We start from the raw sequence: 23,085 nt of genomic DNA on the forward strand, positions 1-23,085 counted from the left end.
CGGTGGGCTCGCTCCTGTGACCTGCGGGACAGCGGGTGAGGCCGATCCGTGGGAACGGATGGGGCCCGCCCGCGGGACACGGGCAGGCTCGACCCGCTGGTCAGCGGGGTACGGAGAGCCGCCGGGCCAGCGCGCGGTGATCATCACCGCACCCCCGCCCCCTGCCCCCGTCCCGCCCCCGCCGCTTAGGATGCAGGCGGTGGTCCGTTCAGGCCGCCATCGCCAGACGGCGACAGGGGAGGAAGCCCGGTGAGATTCCGGCGCGGTCCCGCCACTGTGAGCACGGCCGCCACCACCGGCCGGGCGAGTCAGGAACTCCCTTCCCCGAGCGCCCGGTTCCCGAGCCGGACGTGGGGAGACCCTCCGACACCGCCCGGGGCGTGGACACCCCGAGGAAGGCCTGACGCAGCATGATCCTGCTCCTGTCGACGTCCGACACCGACCTCCTGAGCGCCCGCGCTTCCGAGGGACCCGTCAGCTACCGGTACGCCAACCCCTCCCGCGTCTCCCTCGACGGACTGCCGGAGCTGCTGGACGGCGTCGACCTCGTCGTCGTACGCCTCCTCGGCGGCGTACGGGCCTGGCAGGAAGGGCTCGACGCGGTGCTGGCCACCGGCCGCCCCGTCGTCGTGCTGACCGGTGAGCAGGCCCCCGACGCCCAGTTGATGGCCGCCTCCACCGTGCCGATCGGCATCGCCGCCGAGGCGCACGCCTACCTCGCGCACGGCGGGCCCGCCAACCTGGAGCAGCTGGCCCGGTTCCTCTCCGACACCGTGCTGCTGACCGGCCATGGCTTCGAGCCGCCCGCCCCGGCCCCCGCGTGGGGCCCGCTGGAGCGGGAGGCCCGCGAGGTGGCCGAGGGTGCGCCGACCGTCGCCGTCCTCTACTACCGCGCCCACCACATGAGCGGGAACACCGCGTTCATCGACGCGCTGTGCACCGCCGTGGAGGACGCCGGGGCCCGGCCGCTCCCGCTGTACGTCGCCTCCCTCCGTACGCCGGAGACCGAGCTGATCGACGCGCTCCGCGCCGCCGACGCCATCGTGACCACCGTCCTCGCGGCAGGCGGCACCAGGCCCGCCGAGGCGTCGGCCGGCGGCGACGACGAGTCGTGGGACGCGGGCGCGCTCACCGGGCTCGACGTGCCGATCCTCCAGGCGCTCTGCCTCACCAGCCCGCGCAGCGCCTGGGAGGAGAACGACGAGGGCGTCTCCCCGCTGGACGCGGCCACCCAGATCGCGGTGCCGGAGTTCGACGGCCGGCTGATCACCGTCCCCTTCTCCTTCAAGGAGATCGACGAGGACGGGCTCCCGGCGTACGTCGCCGACGCCGAGCGCGCGGCCCGGGTCGCCGGGATCGCCGTACGGCACGCGAAGCTGCGGAACATCCCGAACGGGGAGAAGCGCATCGCGCTCGTGCTCTCCGCCTACCCGACCAAGCACTCCCGGATCGGCAACGCGGTCGGGCTCGACACACCCGCCAGTGCCGTGGCGCTGCTGCGGCGGCTGCGCGCCGAGGGGTACGACTTCGGCCCGGAGGCCGACATCCCGGGGCTGGTCTCCGGCGACGGCGACGAGCTGATCTACGCGCTGATCGAGGCGGGCGGCCACGACCAGGAGTGGCTGACCGACGAGCAGTTGGCCAAGAACCCGGTCCGTATCCCGGCCGCCGACTACCGCCGCTGGTTCGCCACCCTCCCTGAGGAGCTGCGCCTCGCCGTGGAGCGGCACTGGGGCCCGGCCCCCGGCGAGATGTTCGTCGACCGGTCCGCCAACCCGGAGGGCGACATCGTCCTCGCGGCCCTGCGGCGCGGGAACCTCCTCATCCTCATCCAGCCGCCGCGCGGCTTCGGCGAGAACCCGATCGCGATCTACCACGACCCCGATCTGCCGCCCTCGCACCACTACCTGGCCGCCTACCGCTGGATCGCCGCCTCCGCCGACGACAACGGCTTCGGCGCGGACGCCATGATCCACCTCGGCAAGCACGGCAATCTGGAGTGGCTGCCCGGCAAGAACGCGGGCCTGTCGGCCGCGTGCGGCCCCGACGCCGCCCTCGGCGACCTCCCGCTGATCTACCCGTTCCTGGTGAACGACCCGGGCGAGGGCACGCAGGCCAAGCGGCGCGTCCACGCCACGCTGATCGACCACCTGGTGCCGCCGATGGCCCGCGCCGACAGCTACGGCGACATCGCCCGGCTGGAGCAACTCCTCGACGAGCACGCCCAGATCGCCGCGATGGACCCGGCGAAGCTGCCCGCGATCCGCGCGCAGATCTGGACGCTGATCCAGGCCGCGAAGCTCGACCACGACCTCGGCCTGGAGGACCGGCCGGAGGACGAGGGCTTCGACGACTTCATCATGCATCTCGACGGCTGGCTCTGCGAGATCAAGGACGTCCAGATCCGCGACGGCCTCCATGTGCTGGGCAACCCGCCCGCCGGGAACGACCGGGTCAACCTGGTGCTCGCCGTGCTCCGCGCCCGCCAGATCTGGGGCGGCACGGCCTCGCTCCCGGGGCTGCGCGAGGCGCTCGGCCTCGACGAGTCGGCCGCCACCCGAACCGCCGCCGACACGATCGAGGAGCAGGCCCGCGCGCTCGTCCAGGCGATGGACGACGCCGACTGGGACCCGGCCGCCGTGGCGTCCGTCGCCGCCGGGCTGCCGGACGCGGTGGCCGACATCCTCACCTTCGCGGCCACCGAGGTCGTCCCGCGCATGGCGGCCACGACCGACGAACTCACCCACGCCGTACACGCGTTGAACGGCGGCTTCGTGCCGGCCGGCCCCTCCGGCTCCCCGCTCCGCGGCCTGGTCAACGTCCTCCCCACGGGCCGCAACTTCTACTCGGTCGACCCGAAGGCCGTCCCCTCCAAGCTCGCCTGGGAGACCGGCCAGGCCCTGGCCGACTCCCTCCTGACCCGCTACCGCACCGACAACGGCGACTGGCCCACCTCGGTCGGCCTCTCCCTCTGGGGCACCAGCGCGATGCGCACGGCGGGCGACGACATCGCCGAAGCCTTCGCACTGCTCGGCATCCGCCCCGTCTGGGACGACGCCTCGCGCCGCGTGACGGGCCTGGAGCCCATCCCGTACGAGGAGTTGGGCCGCCCCCGGATCGACGTGACGCTGCGCATCTCGGGCTTCTTCCGCGACGCGTTCCCGCACACGGTCGGGCTGCTCGACGACGCCGTACGGCTGGCCGCCTCGCTGGACGAGCCCGCCGAGCAGAACTACGTACGGGCGCACACCCAGGCCGACCTGGCCGAGCACGGCGACGAACGCCGGGCCACCACCCGGATCTTCGGCTCCCGCCCCGGCACCTACGGCGCGGGCCTCCTCCAGCTCATCGACTCCCGCGACTGGCGTACCGACGCCGACCTCGCCGAGGTCTACACGGTCTGGGGCGGCTACGCCTACGGCCGCGAGCTGGACGGCCGCCCGGCCCGCGAGGAGATGGAGAGCGCCTACAAGCGCATCGAGGTCGCCGCGAAGAACACCGACACCCGCGAGCACGACATCGCGGACTCCGACGACTACTTCCAGTACCACGGCGGCATGGTGGCCACCGTGCGCGCGCTCAAGGGCACGGCACCGGCCGCCTACATCGGGGACTCCACCCGCCCCGAGACCGTCCGCACGCGGACGCTCGTCGAGGAGACGTCCCGCGTCTTCCGCGCCCGGGTCGTCAACCCGAAGTGGATCGAGGCGATGCGCCGCCACGGTTACAAGGGCGCGTTCGAGCTGGCGGCCACCGTCGACTACCTCTTCGGGTACGACGCCACGACCGGCGTCGTCGCCGACTGGATGTACGACAAGCTCACCGAGACGTACGTCCTGGACCCGGAGAACCGGCAGTTCCTCCAGGAGGCCAACCCCTGGGCCCTGCACGGCATCGCGGAACGCCTCCTGGAGGCCGAGTCGCGCGGCATGTGGGCCAAGCCCGACCCGGCGGTGCTGGACGCGCTGCGCCAGGTGTACCTGGAGACGGAAGGGAACCTGGAGGGCGAGGACTGACCTCGTCGTCACTCTTCCGCCGCCCCCTGCCCCGGATCGCCCGCGACCGGCACCATCACAGTCATGGGGACAACGGGGCAGGGGACGGCCGGGCAGGACGCCGGCGCTGGAGTCAACGAGCATGCCGTGCACGGAAGTTCGGCTATCCGCAGCGTCCTCGAAGCCCTGCGCCTGACGGTCGTGTCGGGGGTGATCGGCGCGGCGATCGCGGCCATCGCGGCCGGCGCGATCCTGGAGGAGCTGCCCGTCGTCCTCACCGGCGGCGGAGTCCTGGTCCTCCTCCTGCTGATCGGCTTCGTCTCCGGGCGCCGGCCCCCGGGGCCCGTCGAGCCGCCGGTCACGCGGACCGCCCTCGCCCGGATCGAGGACCTGCGGGCGACGAGCGGCGAATCGGCCGACGTACCGGTGGACTTCCGGCTGACCGTGGCGCCGGAGCCGGCGGCCCGCGTGGGCACCTCGGAGGTCACCGCGATCACCATCGAGGAACGGCACATGAGGCTCCGTGGCGACGCCGCCCGCCCGGCCGGCGGGACGATGCACGTCCAGATGCTCCCGTACGAACTGTTCCCCGCGCTGGTCCACGAGGCCCGCACGACCCTGGGCGTACGCGATCCGAAGAGCTGGCGCATCGACGTGACGCCCGGCGCGGGTCCGGGAGAGGGCCCCCGGGTCCGGGTCACGGTGACGGGCGAGGAGGGCACCGCCCACCTGGACGCGGACGCCACGGCCCGGGTCGTGGACCGGCGGCCGGTGGGGGAGACGGCGAAAGGCGGCTGACGCGGGGGTGCCGTCGGCGTCGACCCGTCTCCACATTTCATGCGCACCTGTTTTGGTACGTTGCCGCGGGTGACTGCCGAACAAGGGGGAAACGCTCGTGGCATGGGATGAATGGGAGCGGCTCAAGCAGGACGCCTCCCAGCGCCAGGACGTCGGGATGCGGCTCAACCAGCACCCGGCGGGTGACGGGCCCGGCCCGGCCACGAGCGGTGTCACCGGCGGGGTGAAGTCCACCAAGAAGGCGTGGAACGACGCCGGCGCGGGCGTCGGATCGCTGCGGGAGGGCATCGACCAGGCCGTGGGGAAGCTACAGGACGGGCAGAAGGGCCTCGGCGCGGGAGAGGGCTGCCTGACCGCGGGGGCGCAGACAACCGTGCACGCCTCGTGGGACCGCTACGTCAAGGCGCTCGGCAAGCGGTGCGACAGCGTCAAGGGCGTCCTGGAGAAGACCGGGCACGACCTGCTCCTGACCGATGAGGCCGTGCAGGCGGAGCTGAACAGCATCAAGACCGCGCACGCCGACACCCCCGCCGTCGGCGGCCAGAACGCGGGGAGGTGACGGCGCCGGTGAACCTCACGACGCTCAAGGAGCTCAAGCCGTCCGAGTGGGAGGAGGCGGCCGACGGATACCGTTCCACCGGTGACATGGCGGCCAAGTCCAAGGACCACCTGGAGAACGTGGTCACCGCCGGCATCCGCAAGTCCCTGCGGGGCGAGGCCGCCGACGCCGCCATCGCGGAGCTGAAGCGGGTCGCGGCCAACTTCCACTACACCCAGGTCCAGTGCGGTCTGTTGAGCGCCGCCCTCAACGGGTTCGCGTACGACATGGACGCGGCCCGCAAGAAGCTCCTGTCGGCGCTCGACGACGCGGCGGCCCGGAAGTTCCCGGTCGGCCCCGACGGAAGCGTCAGCTATCCGGAGGCCCAGCCGAAGAACGGCGTCGAGCTGCCGCCCAAGGGCGGCTCCACGACCGGGGCGACCGACCCCACCGCGCAGGCGGTCGGCCGCCAGGCGGCGAACATCAACCCCAACCCGCACGCCGCGGCCGCCCAGGAGATCGCCGACCGGATCGCCGGGGCGCTCAAGGACGCCTCGGAGGCGGACGGGAAATGGGCGCCCAAGGTCCGTGCGCTGACGGCGGACGACGACCTCACCGTCTCGGACGCCGACTGGAAGGACACGCGGTCCGACATGGAGGGCGTGCGGGACGCGGGCAAGGCGTACCTGGACGCGATCGGCGGGCCGCCGAAGGACGGCACCCCGAAGGCGAACGCCGCGTGGTGGGCGGGCCTCACCCCGGAGGAGCGGGAGGCGTACCTGTCGCTCGACCCCGCCCTGGTGGGCAGGCTCGACGGCCTCCCCTCCGACATCAGGGACGAGGCGAACCGGGTCGTGCTCGACGAGACACAGGCCGTGGCGCAGCTCCAGCTGAACAGCATTCCGGGGCCCCCCGCCAACGAGTGGACCTGGATGACCGCGGGCCGCTACCCGGTGAAGGTCCACACCGACGAGTGGATGGCCTGGGACAAGAAGTACGGGGACCAGCACCGGCAGCTGGAGACCTCGCTCAAGGGGATGAACTCCCTGCGTACCCGGTTCGACCAGACCGGCGAGAGAGGGCTGCCGGAGGCGTATCTGCTGGGGTTCAGCGCCGAGGGCAACGGCCGGGCGATCGTGGCCACCGGCAATCCGGACACGGCCGAGCACCAGGCGGTGTACGTCCCCGGCACGACGGCGAACCTCGGCAAGGTCGAGGGGGACATCGACCGGATGACGCAGCTGTGGCGCCAGACCCAGGAGGCGGCGCCGGGAGCGAACGTCTCCACCATCACCTGGCTCGGCTACGACGCACCGCAGGACGTCGTGAAGGACGCGCCCTTCGAGCACTACGCCTACGACGGAGCCCCCGCGTACCGGCAGTTCATGGACGGCCTGGAAGCCTCGCACAGCGGCCCCGGCGAACCGCACCGCACGGCCGTCGGGCACTCGTACGGCACCACCCTGATCGGGGCGGCGGCGGAGAAGGGCGACCTCAACGCCGACGACGTGATCCTCGCGGGGAGCCCGGGCGTCAAGGTCGGGTCCGCCGAGGAGATGGACGTCCCGAAGGGCCACGTGTGGAACCAGGAGGCGGACGGCGACGCGGTCCCCGACATCGGCCGCTGGGGCCACGGCGGCAGCCAGTGGTCCCTGGGCGGCGGCGTCTTCCTCATCCCCAGCGACGAGGCCTTCGGCGCCAACCAGATGAACACCGACGCCGAGGGCGGCGAGGGGCCGGGCGGCACCAAGGGGGTGGAAGGGCACAGCGGCTACTGGGACGAGTCCTCGACGGCGTTGAAGAACCAGGCGCTCGTCGTCGTCGGTGAATACGGTGACGTCACCGAGCCCGAGTGACCGCTCACCGCTCCCCCGACACCCACCGCGCCCGCGTGGGCGTGCCCGTACCCGACCGAGGACCTCCGTTGTTCCGACCTCCGCTCACCACCGGGCGCCGCGCCCCCGTGCACCGCTCCCTCCGGGGCCGTGTTCCCACCGCCCTCGTCCTGACCGCTCTCCTCCTCAGTGGATGTGGCATGAACGACTCCAACAGCCCCAGCTCGCCCAGCTCACCCGGCGAGGGTTCCGCCGGCTCCGACGACGCCTCCTCCGGCGTGCCGTACGCCGGCATCGCCACGACCGACGAGGCGGCGGACGCCCTCGAAGCCGTCTCCAGCAAGATCTACCAGTACGCCGGAGTGCCCGGTAAGGCGTCCGAGCCGGGCCCCGGAGTCAGGGAGTGCGAGGGGAAGGACCCGGAGCGGTTCTTCCGCGTGTTCCACCCGTGGAACTTCCAGCCCGGCTCCGCCGCCGACTCCGACGTGGCGATGGAGAACCTCAAGAAGAAGCTGAACACCGGCGGCTGGGTGCTGAAGAGGGAGTACCGGGACAACAGCAAGAACGAGAACCTCAACCTGGTCGCCGACAACGACGCCAAGAAGGTCAGCGTCTGGATCGTCCAGTACCGCGACCGGGCGAAGCCCAGCCTGGGGATCACGACGACGTCCGGGTGCTACGAGGTGCCCGAGGGCGCGAAGGTGGAGAAGTTCTGAAGCGGCGGCGGCGAATCGCCCGGACCGCTCCGGTCCGGGCCCGCCACCGCATCAGGCCGTGTCCTGGCCTCACTACCGGTCGGCACTACCGGTCGGCCACGCGGTCCAGAACGTTCTCGGCCAGCCCTTTGAACTCCCTGTAGCAGGTCTGCACGTACTTCTGGGTGCTGCCGAGCGCGCCGTCCGCGGCCTTGAGTTCGAACATCGGCTTGCGTGCGTCGTGAGCGAGGGGCATCAGGCTGCGGTAGTTGCGCAGCGTGGCGATGTGATGGGGGGCTTCCCCGGACGAAGGGTCCTTCGCGTCGTCCAGCACGGCGGAGGAATAGACGAGAGGAATGCGCCCGAGCCACCGCTCGTAGGCTTTCACCGGGCGGTCCAGACGCATCTCCGGCTGCATGATCACGTACCCCAGTGGTGTCATCTCCGCCGGGGGCGCCGAGATCCCCGCCGGCACCTGGGGCAGGACGACCTGCCGCCAGTTGTGCCGCCACTCCCGGAGGGTCGGCCCCAGGTTGCTGAGCCCCTTGAGGGAGAACAGATCGGCGGCGAGTGGCATCAGCACGCTGTCGGCCGCGATCAACGCGGCGCGGTTGATGGCACCGAGGTTGGGGCCGACGTCGATGAGCACGATATCGGCCTCGACGGACGCGGCGGCGTGCTCGATCATGCGGTGGAACGCGGTGGTGGTGCGGATCGCGGCGATGTCTCCGGCGAACGACTTGAACCACTCGTTCGAGAGCTTGTCCTCGAACCGGCTCAGGTCGAGGCTTCCGGGAAGCAACCACAGCCCCGGCTTCAGCAGGACCGGCTCCACCAGGGCCACGTCGCCCGTGCCCTCCAGGATGGGCCGCACCGCGTCGGCGACGGTCCGGCCCTCACGGATACGCCCCGTACCGTTCAATTTCGCCGGGACGAGGCCCTGGGCGATCAGCTCGGAGGGGTTGGACCACAGGTCCTCGATCTCGCTCTCGTCCAGGCACACGGACGTCAGGTTGGCCTGCGGATCGAGGTCCACGGCCAGGACGTTCCGGCCGAGGCGGCCCATCATGTGCGCCAGATGATAGGCGAGGGTGGTCTTGCCGACGCCGCCCTTGTTGTTGAAAAGCGCGATCGAAGTCGCGGTCATACGACCCTCCTGAGGGTCACGGCCCAGGACGAGTCGTCCACCTGGAACTCGGCGGGCGGATTTCCGTTGCGCTCCAGGGCCGCCCGCACCCTGCCGATGCCCCGGCCGAAGCGGTTGACGTAACCGAGCCCCTTCAAGGCGGCGGCGAGCGAGGGGTTGCGGTAGTCCGTCACCAGATCGAAGTTGTCGTCCCGTACCTGGCCGAACGGCCCGCCCGGATTGGTCACCTCGATCCGGTCGTCGAACCAGACGATGCGGGTCGGGGCGTAGGACGTTTCGTAGTTCCGGTGCATCAGGGCGTTCATGCAGATCTCCCGCAGGGCTTCCAGCGGGTAGTCCGGTTGCGGGGTCTCCCGAAAGCCGTCTCCGACGATCCGGGTCCTCAGATTGCTGCGCAGGAGAGGTTCGAGCCGGGCAGCCGTGCCGATCAGATTCTGCCGCAACTCCTGCTCGTCGGCGACGGGCGCGTCGAGGTCGACCCCTTCGTACCGCACGAACTGGACGTACGCCCCCGGGATGCTGCTGGACGGGTCGAGCCCGACGGTCAGCAGGCCCAGAGCGGTGGGGATGCCGTCCGGCGTCGCGAGGTGACAGGAGGCCAGCTGGACGGCGAGCGGGCGGCCGTTCTCCTCGATCACCTCGGGATCGACCATAGAAGGCAGATAGGAACGCTGGAACAGGTCGAGGTCCAGATCCTCGCGCGTCGCGCGGACCACCGGCCGGACGTCGAACGGAACGTCCCCCGAACGGCGGCGCTCGGACAGTACGCGTTCGTCCTCCCGCCCGGCCCGTCGGGTGGTGGGTCCCGGCCGGACCCAGACCACGCCGTCGCACCGCACGGGCGGCGCGGCCGAGGCTTCCACGCGCAGATGCACGACCGGCTTGCCCTTGTAGCGGGCTACGCGAACGGTGAGCGAGGGCCGGTCGAGAATGCGGCCGTCGTCCCGGAGGTCCGTCAGGGCCAGTAGCGCGCGATCGCTCGTGTCGACACCGTCCACCGGTTCTCCGGCGTCGTTCACGCCCACAAGGATGTCACCGCCCCCATGGCCACAGAGGTCGTTGGCCATGGCGCACACGGCCGTGGCGATGGCGTCACCGCGCTTGCCTTCCCGCTTTGCCGTGCGCTTGAACTCCAGCGTCGTGCTCTCGCGGGTGCCCAGAACTTCGGCCAGATCATCGTTGCTCACAGTGCGCATCCTCTCAGTTCCCGGCAGGCCGGGCAGTGGGAGCGCGGGGTGCCCGCCGGGAGGCCCCGAACTGGTCCGACGATCAGGCCGCCGGCCGCTTCGGCGCGTACGGGAGGCCGGCCCATGTGCAGGTTCCGGCACCCGGCGGGTGGGCGGGGCCGAAGCCCCAGAGGCCGAGACGCGCCTCCACCCGTTCCGCGACGGGGGCGAGCAGGCCCCGACGCCGTGTGTCGCAGGCGGCGGCGAGGCGGGGGTGACGGTGAGCGGCGTGTGTGTCGTGAACGGTGGACTGGAGCGCGTTCTCGGCGGAACACAGCGAGAGGTGGAGCTGCTCGCCGGCTCCGGTGAACCCGCAGGCGTACGCCACCAGGTCGTGGGCGAGCAGAAGCGCCGCGTCCGTCAGCTCCGGCGCCGCACGATGCGTGTCCAGGATGACCTCGACGGTCTCCTGGGCGATGTGCGGCGACGCGAGAGCCGAGGGCAGCGTCAGGCCGTGGACGAGGTTCGCCCGAGCTGCAACTGTCCACGTACCGCGCCCATCTGAACTGGATGGACGAGGCGAGTCTGTCCCCGGACGCCTCGCGGGACTTCGTCCACAGCATCGTTCGCAGCCTATGAGGAGTCCGACCGTGACAGAGATCCGTTGGGAAGAGCCCTTCTGCGGCGAGGGAAACAACTGCTTCCGCCTGGGTACCGACGCCGACGGCAACGCCTACATAGCGGTCGCCGGGCAGGAGGGGGCCTACCTGACTGACACCCGGGAGGCGCTGAGCACCCTCCTCCGGGACATCAAGGCAGGGAAGGCCGACCACCTGTTGTAGTGCTCGCACCTCTCGCTCCCGACCGGTCCCCCGGGCGGACGGGAGCCGTTGCTCCGCGACACGGAAATCGCCTGGAAACAGACGCCCCCGGCCGGGCAGGGTGGGCGGATGACGACCCCCGCCCGCGCGTTCCTGCCCGGACTCGACCTGTCCCGGATCCTCTACGAGGAGGCCGTGCGGCCGGTCCTCGACGCGGAGTACCCCGGACTGCGGTACGCCGCCGCCCGGATCGGCTCCGGCTCCGAGGTGCTCGGCTTCGACACCGCCCGGTCGGCGGACCACGAATGGGGCCCGCGCCTGGACCTGTTCCTGGAACCGGCCGACGCCGCCGCGCACGGGGAGCGGCTGCACCGCCTGCTCGCCGAGCGGCTGCCCAAGCAGGTGCGCGGCTGGCCGACGCACTTCCGGCACGCCGACCCTGCCGACCCGGTCGGGCACATGGAGCCGACGGACGGCCCGGTCCACCACCGCGTCCTCGTCGCCGACGTCGGCGGGTGGCTGCACGATCGGCTCGGCCTGGGCGTCGGCCCCGGCGGGGAGCTCCAGGCCCCGGCGGTCCGCGACTGGCTGGCCATGCCGCAGCATAAGCTGGCGGAGACCACGGGCGGCGCGGTGTTCCACGACGGCGTCGGCACGCTGACCAGGGCGCGGCAGGAGCTGCACTGGTACCCGGACGAGGTGTGGCGCTATCTGCTGGCCTGCCAGTGGCAGCGGATCTCCCAGGAGGAGGCGTTCGTCGGCCGCTGCGCCGAGGTGGGGGACGAGCTGGGGTCCGCCGTGGTCGCGGGGCGGCTCGTGCGCGACCTGATGCGGCTGTGCCTGCTCCTCGCGCGGGAGTACGCGCCGTACGGCAAGTGGCTGGGGAGCGCCTTCGCCCGGCTGCCCGGGGCCGGCGAACTGCTGCCCGGCCTGCGGGGAGCCGTCACGGCCACGGACCACCCGGCGCGCGAGGGGCACCTCTGCGACGCGTACGAGGCCGTGGCCGCGGCGCAGAACCGCTCGGGCCTCGCGGAGTCGGTGGACCCCGGGCGGCGGCCGTACCACAGCCGCCCGTTCCAGGTGCTGCACGCCGAGCGCTTCGCCCACGCCCTGGCCCGGAGCATCACCGACCCGGAACTGCGGGCCCTGCCGCTGACCGGGAGCGTGGACCAGTGGGCGGACAGCACGGACTTCCTCGGGCGGCAGGGGGCCGTGCGGGCGGCGGTCGACGCGCTGGGCTGACGGGCCCGCGGCACGGGCCCGTCGGCCGTCGGTCACCTGGTGACGATGATGACGAGACCGATGACCACTGCGACGACGAGTACACCGATCACCGGCGCGAACCAGGGCCCGTACAGGAAGCCGGACGGCAGGATCGGCTTCTCCTGCTCCGGGCCTGCCGGTACGGGCGACGGCTGCACGGAGGGCTTCGGCACCGGTGCGGTCCGGGGCGGTGGGGCGGTGGCGGGTGTGCACGAGGCCGGGAGAGGCATCGGCGGCGTAGCGGGAGCAGGGGCAGGGGCAGGGGCAGGGACGGCGGCGGGTGGCACGTGTGCCGGTGCGGGCGCGGGCACGGGGTGGGCGAGGAGGTCCGTCACGACCTGCTGCCACAGCTGCGGGGGCAGGTCGGGGGCCCGGCCGCCCGGGGGCGCGACCAGGATGCGGCGCAGCCACGCCATGCCGGTGTCGCGACCGTCCTTGAGGACGATGTTGAACAACGGCCGGAGATCGGGGGCCCGGTGGGGGTCCCGTACGAGCGGGGCGACGGCCCAGGAGAAGAGCTCGGCCGCCCGCTCCCGCATCTCCGGGGCGGACGGACCGTCCGCCCCGGACCGGCCGGGTCTGAAGTACAGGTTGTGCCGCAGCACTTCGGTGCAGAGTGCGTGTGCGGTCGCTTCGTCCCGGGAACGCTGTCGCTCCGCGCGGGCCAGCTCGGCCAGGACGAGATCGCGGGAGGCCCACGGCAGGCCGTCGGCGGACAGGAGGGTCAGCAGCGGGGCGTCCCGGAGGTCCCGGAGCCGGGCGGCCAGCCGGGCGGACTGGGCGGCGTCGACGCGCTGGTGGACCAGCAACTCCTGGTGCAGACGGCGTAGTTCCTGCTCGTGGCGCGCCTCCCGGTCCTGGCGCGCGTAGCGGTCCTCCTGCCGGGGCTCGGTCGCGTACCGGTCCTGCTGCTGGTCCTCGCTCGCGTACCGGTCCTGCTGCCGGTCCCGGCGTGCGTACTGGTCCTGCTGCCGGTCCTCGCTCGCGTACCGGTCCTCCTGCCGGTCCCGGCGTGCGTACTGGTCCTGCTGCCGGTCCTCGCTCGCGTACCGGTCCTGGTGCCGGGGCCCGCTCGCGTACCGGTCCTCCTCCCGTACGTAACGGTCCTCCTCCCCGACCGGTGCGGGGGCCGGGGCGTGCCGGGCGTTCAGCATGCGGCGCAGGGCCTCGCGCCGTTCCGGCCGGGGCAGGCGGGCCCCGGAGAGGAGTTCGCCGGTCAGCAGGGGCACGCCCGGAGTCTCGCCGGGGTGGTCGAGCACGTACTCGACCAGCTTCTTCGCCGCGGCCATCTCGACGTCCCCCTCGGCGGGCAGCCGCAGCCGGATACGGGCCAGCGACCGGGCGCCCACCGCCTGGGAGGACCACTCGGGCACACAGGTCAGGCGCAACGCGTGCGTGTCCGCCGTGTCGTACGTGGCGTAGCTCCACTCCGTTCCGAACCAGTCGCCGAACACCGACAGCAGCCCCAGGTAGAGCAGGGGGGCGGAGTTCCGGCGTGGCCAGCCGGGCAGTTCGTGCTCCGCGGCGAGGAGCGAGAGCCGCCGGGAGGGGTCGCGCAGCCACTCGGCGGTCGCCACCATCAACGGCTCCTCCACCACAGGGAGTTCGTCGAACATCTGGCGCAGTCGATCGGCCGCCGTCGCCCGCAGCCGGGCCCCGTCCAGCGTCGGCAGGCCCCCGGCGGCGGTCTCCGCGACGGCGCGGTCGCTCCAGGCGGTGCCGCCCAGAGCCAGGCAGCGCTGCGGCGTCAGGGTGTCCGCGTCGCCGAACACCGCGTGGCAGGCCGTGCTGGGACGGCCGCCCCGGTCCAACGTGGGCCACCGCTGGAGGAGTACGGTCCCGGCGGCCCGGGAGGAGACCCGGACGCTGCTCTGGCGCGGCGCCGGACCGGGGCCCGGCACCCAGAGCAGCGGGCCCAGTTCGCGGCGGAGGGACTCCGCGCGCTCGGCGGAGCAGGAGTGCGCCACCGCCGCCATCCCCGTACTGGAGCGGCCCTGGTTCCCGTCCCAGCGGAAGACCACCTGGTCGAGCCGGCCGCCCGGTCCGCTCTCCTCGCGCCGATCGAGGGCGTCGTTCACTGAGTTTCCCTTCCCACGCCGAATGATGCGGCGCCCCCGGGCGCCTCGATGATCCCGTGCATCGCCAGCAGCGACACCAGGGGTTCCAGCACCCGGCGCGGCCCCGCGCCCGCCGGGTAGCGGCCCTGGCTCTCCTGGCCACCGGTCGCGGACGCGATGTGCAGGGTGCAGCGGCGGAACGCGTCGAAGGGCCGCAGCCAGGCCTGTCCGGCGTGCTGCCGCAGCAGGGCGTAGACGTCCCCGCTCTCCTCCCGGAACTGGTCCGGGCCGATCGCGGCGGGCGGCCCCTCGCCCAGCCAGCGGTCGACCGGCGGCTGGAACCGGAGCAGGTCGGACTTGCCGAGCACCATCGCCGCCGGGGTCTCCAGATAGGGGCCCCGGCGCGGCAGCCGGTCGAGGACGGTGCCGAACGCCGCGTCGCCGTCCCGGTCCACCTCGGTGCCCCAGCGCTGCCGCACCTCGTCGAGCTGGGGCAGCGGCAGCGCGAGCGCCGGGTCGACGACGAAGACCAGGGCGTCGATGCCGAGCAGGAAGCGCAGCGCCCCGTCGGTGCGGACGAGGTCCTCGCCGCCGAGGTCGAAGAAGGCGACCGGGCGCACCCGTCCGCGCGCGTCGGTGAGCAGCAGCGACTCGACGAACCGGGCGAAGCCGTCCAGGCCGACCCCGCTCGTGTGGTCGAGCACCTTGCCGCTGCGCAATGGCTGCACCCGCTCACGGACGAACCGGGCGTGCTGTTCCGGGTTGACGGACTGCCAGCCCACCCCGTACCGCTCCAGGCCACCGTCGGTGATCTCGGCGATCATCTGGGTCAGCAGATGGCTCTTCCCGGTGCTGGACTGGCCGATCATGGCGACCGTCAGCGGGCGGCCGTGGGTGAGGTAGGGCACCGGGATGTGGTGCTCCGGGAAGTCCGGATCGGCCGTGCACTGCTGGACCGCGCCCCGCATCACGTCCTCGCGCCGCACCGGGTTGCCGATGCGGGAGAGGTCCAGGGGCCGGTACTGCATCTGGTCGTCCGTCACGAACAGCCTGCTCAGGTCCAGTTGGATGCCCTCCAGGCAGTACGGACAGAGCACCTCCCCGGGGGCCCGGTCCTCGGGCGTCCCGTCCTCCGGGTCCTCGGCGGGAGCGGGCGTCCGCCGCTTGGCGTCCAGCGCGCGGTCGAACGCCTCCTGGTGCGGGCGGGAGCCGTCCGTCGGAGTCGCGGGCCCCAGCCGCCGGGCCTCCTCGGGGGCCAGCAGCTCCAACAGGGCCCCGGGGGTGGGGCGTCCGGCCGCCGTGGGGGCGAAAGCGCGGGGCAGCGTCCCGGCGAGCACCCGGTGCCGGTCGAGGTCGGCGGGGGCCCGGTCGGCGGGGCCTGGCCGGCCGGTCACGAGCTGGTAGAGCACCTGGGCGGCGCTCCACACCGCGTCCCGGGGGTCGACGTGGCCCTCGCCCCGGTGCTGTTCGGGCGAGGCGAACGGGGCCCGGCCCCACGGCGTCCGGGGCCGTCCGGCGCGGGTGACGCCCTCAAGTCCCCAGAACTGCACCGACGTACCGTCCCAGAACACCGTCGCGGGGGAGATCCCGCGCGCCACGAGACCCTGGCTGTCCAGCAGACACAGGGCCAGCGTCAGATCCCGGGCGAACACCCGCTGGTCGGACGCGGACATCACATGGGTGCGTCCGACGGGCGTGCCGCGCGGGGCGGCGTACAGCAGGAACGGCTCGGGGGTGTCCAGCTCGTAGCCGATGACGGTGGGGAACAGATACGCGTACGGGGTGTTCTCCAGGGTCCGGTCGAGGCGCAGGGCGGTGCCCGCCTCGGTGTCCAGCAGGGTGCGGGCCACCGGGTTGGCGGCGTCGGCCGCCGACAAAAACACCTGGACGCACTGCTGCCCCCGGTCGTCGAGCAGCCCGTTGCGGATGCGCTGGGGCAGCGCCGGGTCCCGCCGCGAGGCCGGGCCGAAGCGGGCCGGGGCGGTGCGTCGCCGCCCGGTGGGGTCGGTGAAGACGAGATGGGGGCGCGGGGCCCCCGGTGACCCGGGCCGGGCCGGCGGGGTGGTGGTCACCACCGGTCGTCCTCCCTGAACTCGGCGTGGACGGCGGGTTCGGCGCGGTCGGCGCCGGTGCGGGCGCTGCCGCCGGTGCCCTGCCGGGGCAGGACCGTGTCGACGACGCCCATCCGCAGCGGGGTGAGCCGGATCAACCCCGCGTACCGCCCGGAGGAGGTCCACAGCGCCTCCTCGGCCGGCGGCGAACCGCTCTTGCGCCAGGCGGCCTCGATCTCGCCCTGGAGGGTGCCCGGGGCGAACCGGATCCACAGGGCGGCTTCCGGGTCGCGGCTGAGGAGGGCCCCCTGTTCCGGTGAGGACAACTGGACGACGGCCCCCCGGTCCGTCTCCCGGCCCACCAGCTCGGCGACCCGCAGCGAGTCGGTGCCCAGCAGTCCGGCGGCCGTGGTGCGGGCCCGGTGGTCGGCCGGGTACGGCGGTGGGGCCAGCACCCCGTAGCGCCACAGGTGGTGGCGGGCGGCGGACAGCAGCTCGCGGACCCGTTCCTCGGTCCGCGAGAGCGCGAGCGCCCCGGCCTGACCGCGTTCGACGGCGCCCCAGTAGGGGGCCATGGCGGCCAGCGCGGTGTTGCGGAGGTCCCCGGCGAGGGTGGCGACCAGGTCCGGTCCGCCCTCACCGATCTCCCGGTCCAGCCAGCGCGGTGCTCGGTCGCCCTCGCCGCTCCCCCACGGAGCGTCGTCAGGACCGGCGGGATACGCGGCCGGGGAAGGCGTGCCGTACGGTCCGGGGCCCCCGCCGTCCCGGTCGCCGTACGGGTCGCCGGCCCGGTCGGCCTCGTGATCGCCGTGCCGGTCCGGGGTGTTGTCCCAGGCGTAGGCGGCGGCCCAGTCGCCGTCGTCCGCGCCCCCGTCGGCGGCGTCGGACTCCGGGGTCTCCAGCGCGGAGGGCGCGGAGAGCCAGTCGTCGTCCTCGTAGGGACCGGCGCCGCCCGCCCCGGCCGGGGCGAGGGGCTCGGGTGCGGCCTGGGCGTCGGCGGCGGCAGCGGTCGCCCGCAGCATCCCGGCGACCGAACGCGCGGCGTCCGCGCAGTACAGCCGCTCCTCCGCCGCCCAGTGCTCGCGCACCAGCTCCGCCAGCAGGGTGTCGAGCCCGTCCAGCGCGGTGCGCAGCGCCGTCGTGCCGCGCCCGGCGGCCCAGGAGTCGGCGGCGTCCCGCCAGAGCCTGCGGACCGCCTCGGCGGTGAGACCGAGACCGACCAGCAGCCCGGTCCCGCCGAGCCAGAGCGGCGGGTCGGCGGCGTACGCGACCGCCGCCCCGGCCACCGCACCGGCGACGGCGGCGAGCCGGGGGCCCATCGGCCACCGGGCGGCGCGCCGGCCCGTGCGCAGCCGGTTCGCGCCCAGCAGCGCGACGACCACGAACAGCACCGGCACCAGCAGCGCCGCCAGGACGGCGGGCCACTGCCACAGGCCGCCCAGCAGCCCCGCCGCGCCCGCCATGAGCAGCACCGCACCCGGGGTGCGGGGCGGCGCGGCGTACTCGGTGGCGGAGCCGCGGGTCACCGACTCCTCGGAGTGGTCGGCGAGCCGGTGGAGCAGCGCGGTGCCCGGCACCGGCTCGACCCGCCCGGCCAGCGCGGTGAAGTGCTGGGCCACCGAACGCAGCGCCAGCCCGTCGCCGAGGAGCCTGCCCGCCAGCTCGCGGAGCCCCTCGCCGACGCGTTCCCCCGCACTGTCGGCCGCCGGCACCCGCAGTCCGAGGGCGCCGAGCCGGGCGGCGGCCTCCGCGGTGGGCGCCGCCGCTCCGCCGCCGCCCTGGAGGGCCCGTTCCACCAGGGCGCGGAACCCGCCCAGGTCCTCGCGGGCCTGGTGCAGATCCGCCTCCAGGGCATCGCGCCGGGCCGGGTGCAGCAGGCCGGGGAAGGACCGCAGCGCGACGAGGTCCTCGTCCGCGCGGTCCAGGGACTCCGCGCACGTGCGGTGCGCGAGGTTCGCCGGGCCGTCCGGCCGCCGGTGCCCGTGGCCCCGGCCGTCCCGCCCCGTCACGAGCGCGCGCAGCGGTTCGGGCAGCTGGGAGTCCGGGACGGTGTCGACCGGGTCGCCCGCCCCGCTGTCCTCGCCCGCGAACCGGGTCAGCGCGTCCCGCCAGGCCCGGTCCCTGACCTCCGTCGGCAGGTCCTGCTCCAGCAGCCGGACCCCGGGGGCGGCGACGGAGTCGGGCAGCTTCCGCAGGCCCTCCAGGACCCGGACGAAGACGTCCGGGACCGACAGGAGGTCCACCAGGACGGCCAGCGCCGCGGGGTCGTCCGGCTCCGGCCGGTCCAGGGCGGTACGGGCGGAACGCAGATCACCGGCCCACACCAGGCCGGTCGTGGCGGCCCGCAGAGTCGTGGGCCGCACCAGCCGGCGGTCGGGGAGGTACGCCTCCTCCCCGCCGGCGTACGAACCGGGGGAGCTGCCCACCAGCAGCACCAGGATGCGGGTCTCGCCCACCGCCCGGTAGCCGGAGAGCAGTTCGTACTGGAGCTGGTGGTCGGTCAGCCCGGCCGGGGTGTCGGTGACCAGGAACAGCGGGTAGTCCGGTTCCGGCAGTCCGGCCCGGCCCAGTTGCTCGGCCACCCGGTCGCGCACGGCCTGCGGGGTCGCCAGGGCCGCGGCCCCGGCGCGCAGGTCGAGACGGACCACGGCGGTGGTGTCCTCGGGAGAGGTCACTGCGGGCCCCCGTTCCGGGAGCGCCCCGCGCCGCCCTCGTCGTCCGTGTCCCAGCCGTCGCCGTCCCAGCCGCCCGCGGCCGGACGGCGGACCGGCGGCCTGTCCTGCTCGCCGAACCCGTCGGCGGCGCCGTCGTCCCTGCCGCCGTCGTCCCGCGCGCCGACGGGCTCGCCCCCGCCGAACCGGTCGTCGCCGGACCGGGAGCCGGTGTACCGGTCGTCGCCGCCGAACCGGGCGTCACCGGGGGAGTCGGTGAACCGGGCGTCACCCGCCCGCGACTCCGGGTACGAGTCGGTGAACCTTCCGTCCCGGGGCCGCTCGTCGCGGGGCCGCTCGTCCGCGAACCGCTCGTCCCGGCGTCCTTCGCCCCGGGCCGGCCGGTCCTCGCGCGAGGCGTCCGGCCCGTACCGCTCCTCCCCGTACCGCTCCTCCCCGTACCGGGTGTCCGTGTGCCGGGTGTCCGTGTGCCGGGTGTCCGTGTGCCGGTCCGCGCCGGCGTACCGCTCCTCCGCGTCGTACGGGGCCGAGCGCGGCGCCGAGCGCGGACCGGGCAGGGTGTCGTCGCCCAGCCGTTCGTCGGTGCTCGGAGCCGAGGTGCCCCAGTCCTCGTCGTCCTCCACGACGCGCCGGCGCTCCGGCGCGGGCCGGGAGGGGGGCGGCTTCGGGACGCCGCCGCGTACGTGTTCCAGCAGGGTCCGCAGCGTGGGCTGGATCGCCCGCTGGTCGCCGAACTCCATGTCCAGGGCCGCGGGCAGGGTCTCCGCCCAGAACTCCCACAGCGGCCGGATCCAGCCGTCCACGCGCCGGCCGCCGAGCTCCCGGCGTTCCTCCAGGAGCTCCAGCTGGCGCGGGGCGATGCGCTCGACGAGCTCGACGAACATCGGGTGCGGTTCGGTGCCCGCCCGGCCGAGCCCGAGGGGCTGGGCGCCCATCAGCTTGCCGCAGTAGTCCTCCACGGTCCGCTCGTCGTCCAGCACCGTCCAGCGTTCGTAGGAGCGCAGCAGCTCCGACCAGCTGGAGATGCCGCCGGGGAAGTCCCCGAGCCGCAGCCGTACGCCGGGGACGCTCGCCCCCTTCTCCGGGAACAGCCGCAGCCGCACCCGGGCGGGTGAGGCGGTATCGCCGTCCAGGACGTCGACCTGGCCGTTCCACATGCAGCAGAGCAGGCGGTGCAGGATCGTGCGCCGGTCCTCCTCGCTGCTGACCATCCAGTCGTCCTCGTAGCCCAGGCGCTGCCGCCAGCGCAGCACGTCGTGGGCCTGCTCGTCGTCCTTGGCCCTGGCCCACTGGCGCAGCACCTTGCGGGCCTCGGGCACCTGGGTGAGGCTCATCTCGCTGCGGAAGAGGACCACGGTGATCGAGTCGCTCTCCACGCCCCGGTACTCGACGGAGTTCTTCGCGTCGGACGGCAGCCGCAGCGCCTTGGCGAGGTACTCCTGCACCTCGTCCCCCGCCTGGACCCGCGGATGGGTGACCAGGACCCGCAGCGGCCCGGTGCCCTCCGGGGTGAAACCGACCGGCAGCAGACCGGTGAGCTTCCGGCTGAACAGGTCGAGCGCTTCCTTGCTGACCTGGTCGGTGGCGTCCGCGTCACCGGCGGCGGCCGCCAGCAGGGTGCTCATCGAGGGCAGCAGGGGCCGCTCCTCGAACTGCGCGCCGCTCTCGGCGAAGAGCCGGGTGATCCGCCCCTCCAGCCGGGCCTTGACGGCTCCGACGGCCCCGTCCGGGTTGCGGTGGCTCCGGGCGTGCACCTCCCGCCAGGTGTCCCCGTCGATGAGCCGCAGCAGCAGCGACGCCTCGTCGTCGCTCTCGCGGAGGCCCTCGCCGCGGACGAGCCGGGCCACGACGTCCTCGTAGAAGTGGTTGAGGCTGCGCTGCGGCGGCAGGAGGTACGAGATGCCGGTGCGCTCCGCGTACAGCTCCAGGCCCTTCTGCTCGGCGGACTTGCGCTCCTGGTCGGCGTGTTTGCGGAAGGAGTTCACCAGCCGCGCCAGGTCGGTCCCCGCCGTGTCCGCCTGCGACTGCCAGCGCTGCTGCTGCTCCCGCCAGGCCTCGTGCCAGACGGCCCGGCAGCGCCAGCGGTACCAGCTGTCCTGGGCCTGTAGGGCGGCCCGCACGTCGTCGTCACCCCACCGGGCCGGAGACATCCCGGCGATGCGGCCCTTGATCCGGGGGGTCTTCGGCGGCTGGTCGGTGACGCCCGGGGGCCGCTTCGGGGAGCGGGAGCGGGCGGTGAGCATGCCGAGGAAGCCGAGCCGGGTGATCTCGTCCTCGCTGTCCGGGACGCCCCTGACGAGGCGTTCGGCGAGGAACGGGTCGACGCTCTGGAGGAGCTTCTCGATCGCCGGGCGCGGGCTGAACCGGGCCGCCATCGCCGCGGCCTGACGGTCGGCGATGGACTGGAGCTCGGACAGCAGGCGCTGCATGTCCCCGATCCGGTTGTTGAGCGCCTCCTCGATCGCCCGGCCGCCGCGCGGCAGCGGCTGCGGGTCCTCGACGGGCAACTGCTTGCGCTCCCACAGCTCTTCGAGCTGGGAGTCGGCGAACAGCTGCCGGACCAGCGGCACGGTGTCGTCCTTCGCCGGGTTGCGCGGCCGCTCCACCAGTTCGGTGACCGCGACCCGCAGCAGCCGCCCGGCCACCAGGTCGGCCAGCTGGTCCATGGGGGCGGTCATCGAGGCGACCAGGCTGGTGGACACCCCCTGCCGGCCGATGCCGGTGGGTGACAGGGCGCTGCGCTGCACACCCCGGTTGATGAAGCTCGCGGCGAAGGTCTGGAAGTCGTCGTCGCCGGCCATCGACCGGCCCTGGGCCCGGCTGTCGCCCAGTTCGGTGCCGATCAGCGACATCACCAGCGAGACGATGGAGCGGCGCAGGTCGTCCTGGCGGATGCCCGCGGTCGGGCTGAAGAGGAACGCGGTCGGCAGGATCCCGGTGCGCAGCCGGACCGGGGTGATGCCCGGGTAGCGGATGCCGAGACCGGTCTCCTGATCGAGGTCGCCGATCTCCGCCCCGGCGGTCGGCGCGTTCTGCCCGTCGACCAGCCGGAACAGGTCGACGAGCGAGCGGGCGGCGTTCAGCTCCGCCTCGCGTCCGCCGCCGGTGGAGGCGGGGAACGAGGACGGCATGACGACCAGCGGGTAGATCTTCACGCCGTTGAAGCGGCGCATCTTGAACGCCTGGTTGATCAGGTGCAGATAGTCCAGGAAGATCCCGGCCCCGGTGCCGCCCGCGACGGAGAACGCGACGAACACGTCGCAGCCGGTGACCCGGCCGCCGCCCAGTTCGCTCAGCTCGCCCGCCGACTTGGCGATGGCGTCGATCGCCTGGAGGAGGGGTTCCAGGACCGGCTGGAGGGAGTGCCGCAGCGTGGCGAAGAGCGCGGCGCGGCCCACCGTGGGGAGCTGGCCCGCGCCGTTGTGCAGCGGGGTGACGCGCGGCTCGCCCTCGCGCGAGGGCAGCCAGCCCGCGACCTCCTCGCGCAGGCTGGCCCGCAGCATCTGCGTCACCTCCGGCGAACTGTCGAAGTTCGGCAGGAGGTTGTGGGTGGCCCGCGAGGTGCGGGCGTACGCCGCGCGCAGCGAGGAGTCCACATTGAACTGGGGCAGCCGCTGGAGGTCGGACTCGCTGAAGTCCGCGTACACGAACTGCAGGCAGTCGGGCAGTTGGTAGGGGGCGAGGCCGCCGATGTGCTGGAGGGCGGTGCCGTCGGGGCCGCACAGGTCCACGCGCAGCTTGCGTTCCAGTTCGGCGCCGACGAGGCCGCCGGTGCCGCCCAGGCCGACGAAGAGCATCGGCTGGAAGATCTTCATGTGTTCCTCCCGCTTCCGGCCGGGGTGGGGCCGGTTCGTCCATGGGCGTCGCCGCACCGCCGCGCGGGTCGCGGCCCGGGGGCCCCCCCGGGGCGGGGGGGGGGGGGGGGGGGGGGGGGGGGGGGGGGGGGGGGGCCCCGGTGGGGGTGGGGATCCGCTAAGGTGGGCGTCAGCCCCTCACGTGGCGCTATCTGACTGAACTCCCCCAGGGCCGGAAGGCAGCAAGGGTAGG

14 protein-coding genes and 1 riboswitch are annotated in these 23,085 nt (G+C 73.6%); of the genes, 8 read left to right on the forward strand and 6 right to left on the reverse strand.

Annotated features, from left to right (window positions below):
* Positions 1 to 238: 238 nt before the first annotated feature.
* Positions 239 to 318: riboswitch (cobalamin riboswitch) on the forward strand.
* Positions 319 to 410: 92 nt separating this feature from the next.
* The 5 genes from cobN (at position 411) to ACIQRW_RS29725 (ending at position 7,882) form a co-directional block, all read left to right on the forward strand.
* Positions 411 to 4,016: a cobaltochelatase subunit CobN gene (cobN, locus tag ACIQRW_RS29705; RefSeq protein ID WP_403765855.1), complete on the forward strand. Its 3,606-nt coding sequence runs from the start codon at positions 411 to 413 to the stop codon at positions 4,014 to 4,016.
* A 63-nt stretch (positions 4,017 to 4,079) separates the two neighbouring features.
* The gene (locus ACIQRW_RS29710; RefSeq protein WP_403765858.1) at positions 4,080 to 4,793 is read left to right on the forward strand and encodes a hypothetical protein; all 714 of its coding nucleotides are present in this window, start codon (positions 4,080 to 4,082) and stop codon (positions 4,791 to 4,793) included.
* A gap of 97 nt (positions 4,794 to 4,890) precedes the next feature.
* The gene (locus tag ACIQRW_RS29715; protein ID WP_403765861.1) at positions 4,891 to 5,352 is read left to right on the forward strand and encodes a hypothetical protein; all 462 of its coding nucleotides are present in this window, start codon (positions 4,891 to 4,893) and stop codon (positions 5,350 to 5,352) included.
* An 8-nt stretch (positions 5,353 to 5,360) separates the two neighbouring features.
* Complete coding sequence (locus ACIQRW_RS29720) at positions 5,361 to 7,187, forward strand: alpha/beta hydrolase (RefSeq protein WP_403765864.1); 1,827 nt, start codon at positions 5,361 to 5,363, stop codon at positions 7,185 to 7,187.
* Between the two features lie 179 nt (positions 7,188 to 7,366).
* Complete coding sequence (locus tag ACIQRW_RS29725; RefSeq protein ID WP_403765867.1) at positions 7,367 to 7,882, forward strand: hypothetical protein; 516 nt, start codon at positions 7,367 to 7,369, stop codon at positions 7,880 to 7,882.
* Between the two features lie 85 nt (positions 7,883 to 7,967).
* Here the strand turns inward: ACIQRW_RS29725 and ACIQRW_RS29730 are convergent, their stop codons facing one another.
* Both ACIQRW_RS29730 and ACIQRW_RS29735 read right to left on the reverse strand, forming a co-directional pair.
* Entirely contained in the window at positions 7,968 to 9,008 is a 1,041-nt protein-coding gene (locus ACIQRW_RS29730) for a ParA family protein (RefSeq protein ID WP_398618331.1), read from the reverse strand.
* Positions 9,005 to 10,204 (reverse strand): ATP-binding protein, encoded by a 1,200-nt coding sequence (locus ACIQRW_RS29735; protein WP_403765870.1) that lies wholly within the window; start codon positions 10,202 to 10,204, stop codon positions 9,005 to 9,007. The genes ACIQRW_RS29730 and ACIQRW_RS29735 overlap by 4 nt, the downstream gene beginning before the upstream one ends.
* 259 nt (positions 10,205 to 10,463) lie before the next feature.
* On the opposite strand from ACIQRW_RS29735, the gene ACIQRW_RS29740 reads away from it, so the two are divergent.
* The 3 genes from ACIQRW_RS29740 (at position 10,464) to ACIQRW_RS29750 (ending at position 12,237) form a co-directional block, all read left to right on the forward strand.
* A complete protein-coding gene (locus ACIQRW_RS29740) occupies positions 10,464 to 10,739 on the forward strand; it encodes a hypothetical protein (protein ID WP_403765873.1) in 276 nt (91 codons plus the stop codon).
* A gap of 85 nt (positions 10,740 to 10,824) precedes the next feature.
* Positions 10,825 to 11,016: a hypothetical protein gene (locus tag ACIQRW_RS29745; RefSeq protein ID WP_403765876.1), complete on the forward strand. Its 192-nt coding sequence runs from the start codon at positions 10,825 to 10,827 to the stop codon at positions 11,014 to 11,016.
* A 108-nt stretch (positions 11,017 to 11,124) separates the two neighbouring features.
* Positions 11,125 to 12,237: a DUF4037 domain-containing protein gene (locus ACIQRW_RS29750; RefSeq protein ID WP_403765879.1), complete on the forward strand. Its 1,113-nt coding sequence runs from the start codon at positions 11,125 to 11,127 to the stop codon at positions 12,235 to 12,237.
* A 32-nt stretch (positions 12,238 to 12,269) separates the two neighbouring features.
* On the opposite strand, the gene ACIQRW_RS29755 is transcribed toward ACIQRW_RS29750, so the two are convergent.
* The 4 genes from ACIQRW_RS29755 to ACIQRW_RS29770 are packed head-to-tail and all read right to left on the reverse strand — an operon-like array spanning position 12,270 to position 22,853.
* Positions 12,270 to 14,336 carry a hypothetical protein gene (locus tag ACIQRW_RS29755; RefSeq protein WP_403765882.1) on the reverse strand — a complete coding sequence of 689 codons (2,067 nt, stop codon included), beginning with the start codon at positions 14,334 to 14,336 and terminating at the stop codon, positions 12,270 to 12,272.
* Complete coding sequence (locus ACIQRW_RS29760; protein ID WP_403765885.1) at positions 14,333 to 16,387, reverse strand: hypothetical protein; 2,055 nt, start codon at positions 16,385 to 16,387, stop codon at positions 14,333 to 14,335. Before ACIQRW_RS29760 ends, ACIQRW_RS29755 begins: the two co-directional genes overlap by 4 nt.
* The gene (locus tag ACIQRW_RS29765) at positions 16,384 to 19,041 is read right to left on the reverse strand and encodes a hypothetical protein (protein WP_403765888.1); all 2,658 of its coding nucleotides are present in this window, start codon (positions 19,039 to 19,041) and stop codon (positions 16,384 to 16,386) included. The genes ACIQRW_RS29760 and ACIQRW_RS29765 overlap by 4 nt, the downstream gene beginning before the upstream one ends.
* Entirely contained in the window at positions 19,038 to 22,853 is a 3,816-nt protein-coding gene (locus ACIQRW_RS29770; protein ID WP_403765891.1) for a tubulin-like doman-containing protein, read from the reverse strand. The genes ACIQRW_RS29765 and ACIQRW_RS29770 overlap by 4 nt, the downstream gene beginning before the upstream one ends.
* Between the last annotated feature and the right edge of the window lie 232 nt (positions 22,854 to 23,085).

The organism is Streptomyces sp. NPDC091287 (assembly GCF_044768525.1).
Classification (GTDB): Bacteria; Actinomycetota; Actinomycetes; order Streptomycetales; family Streptomycetaceae; genus Streptomyces.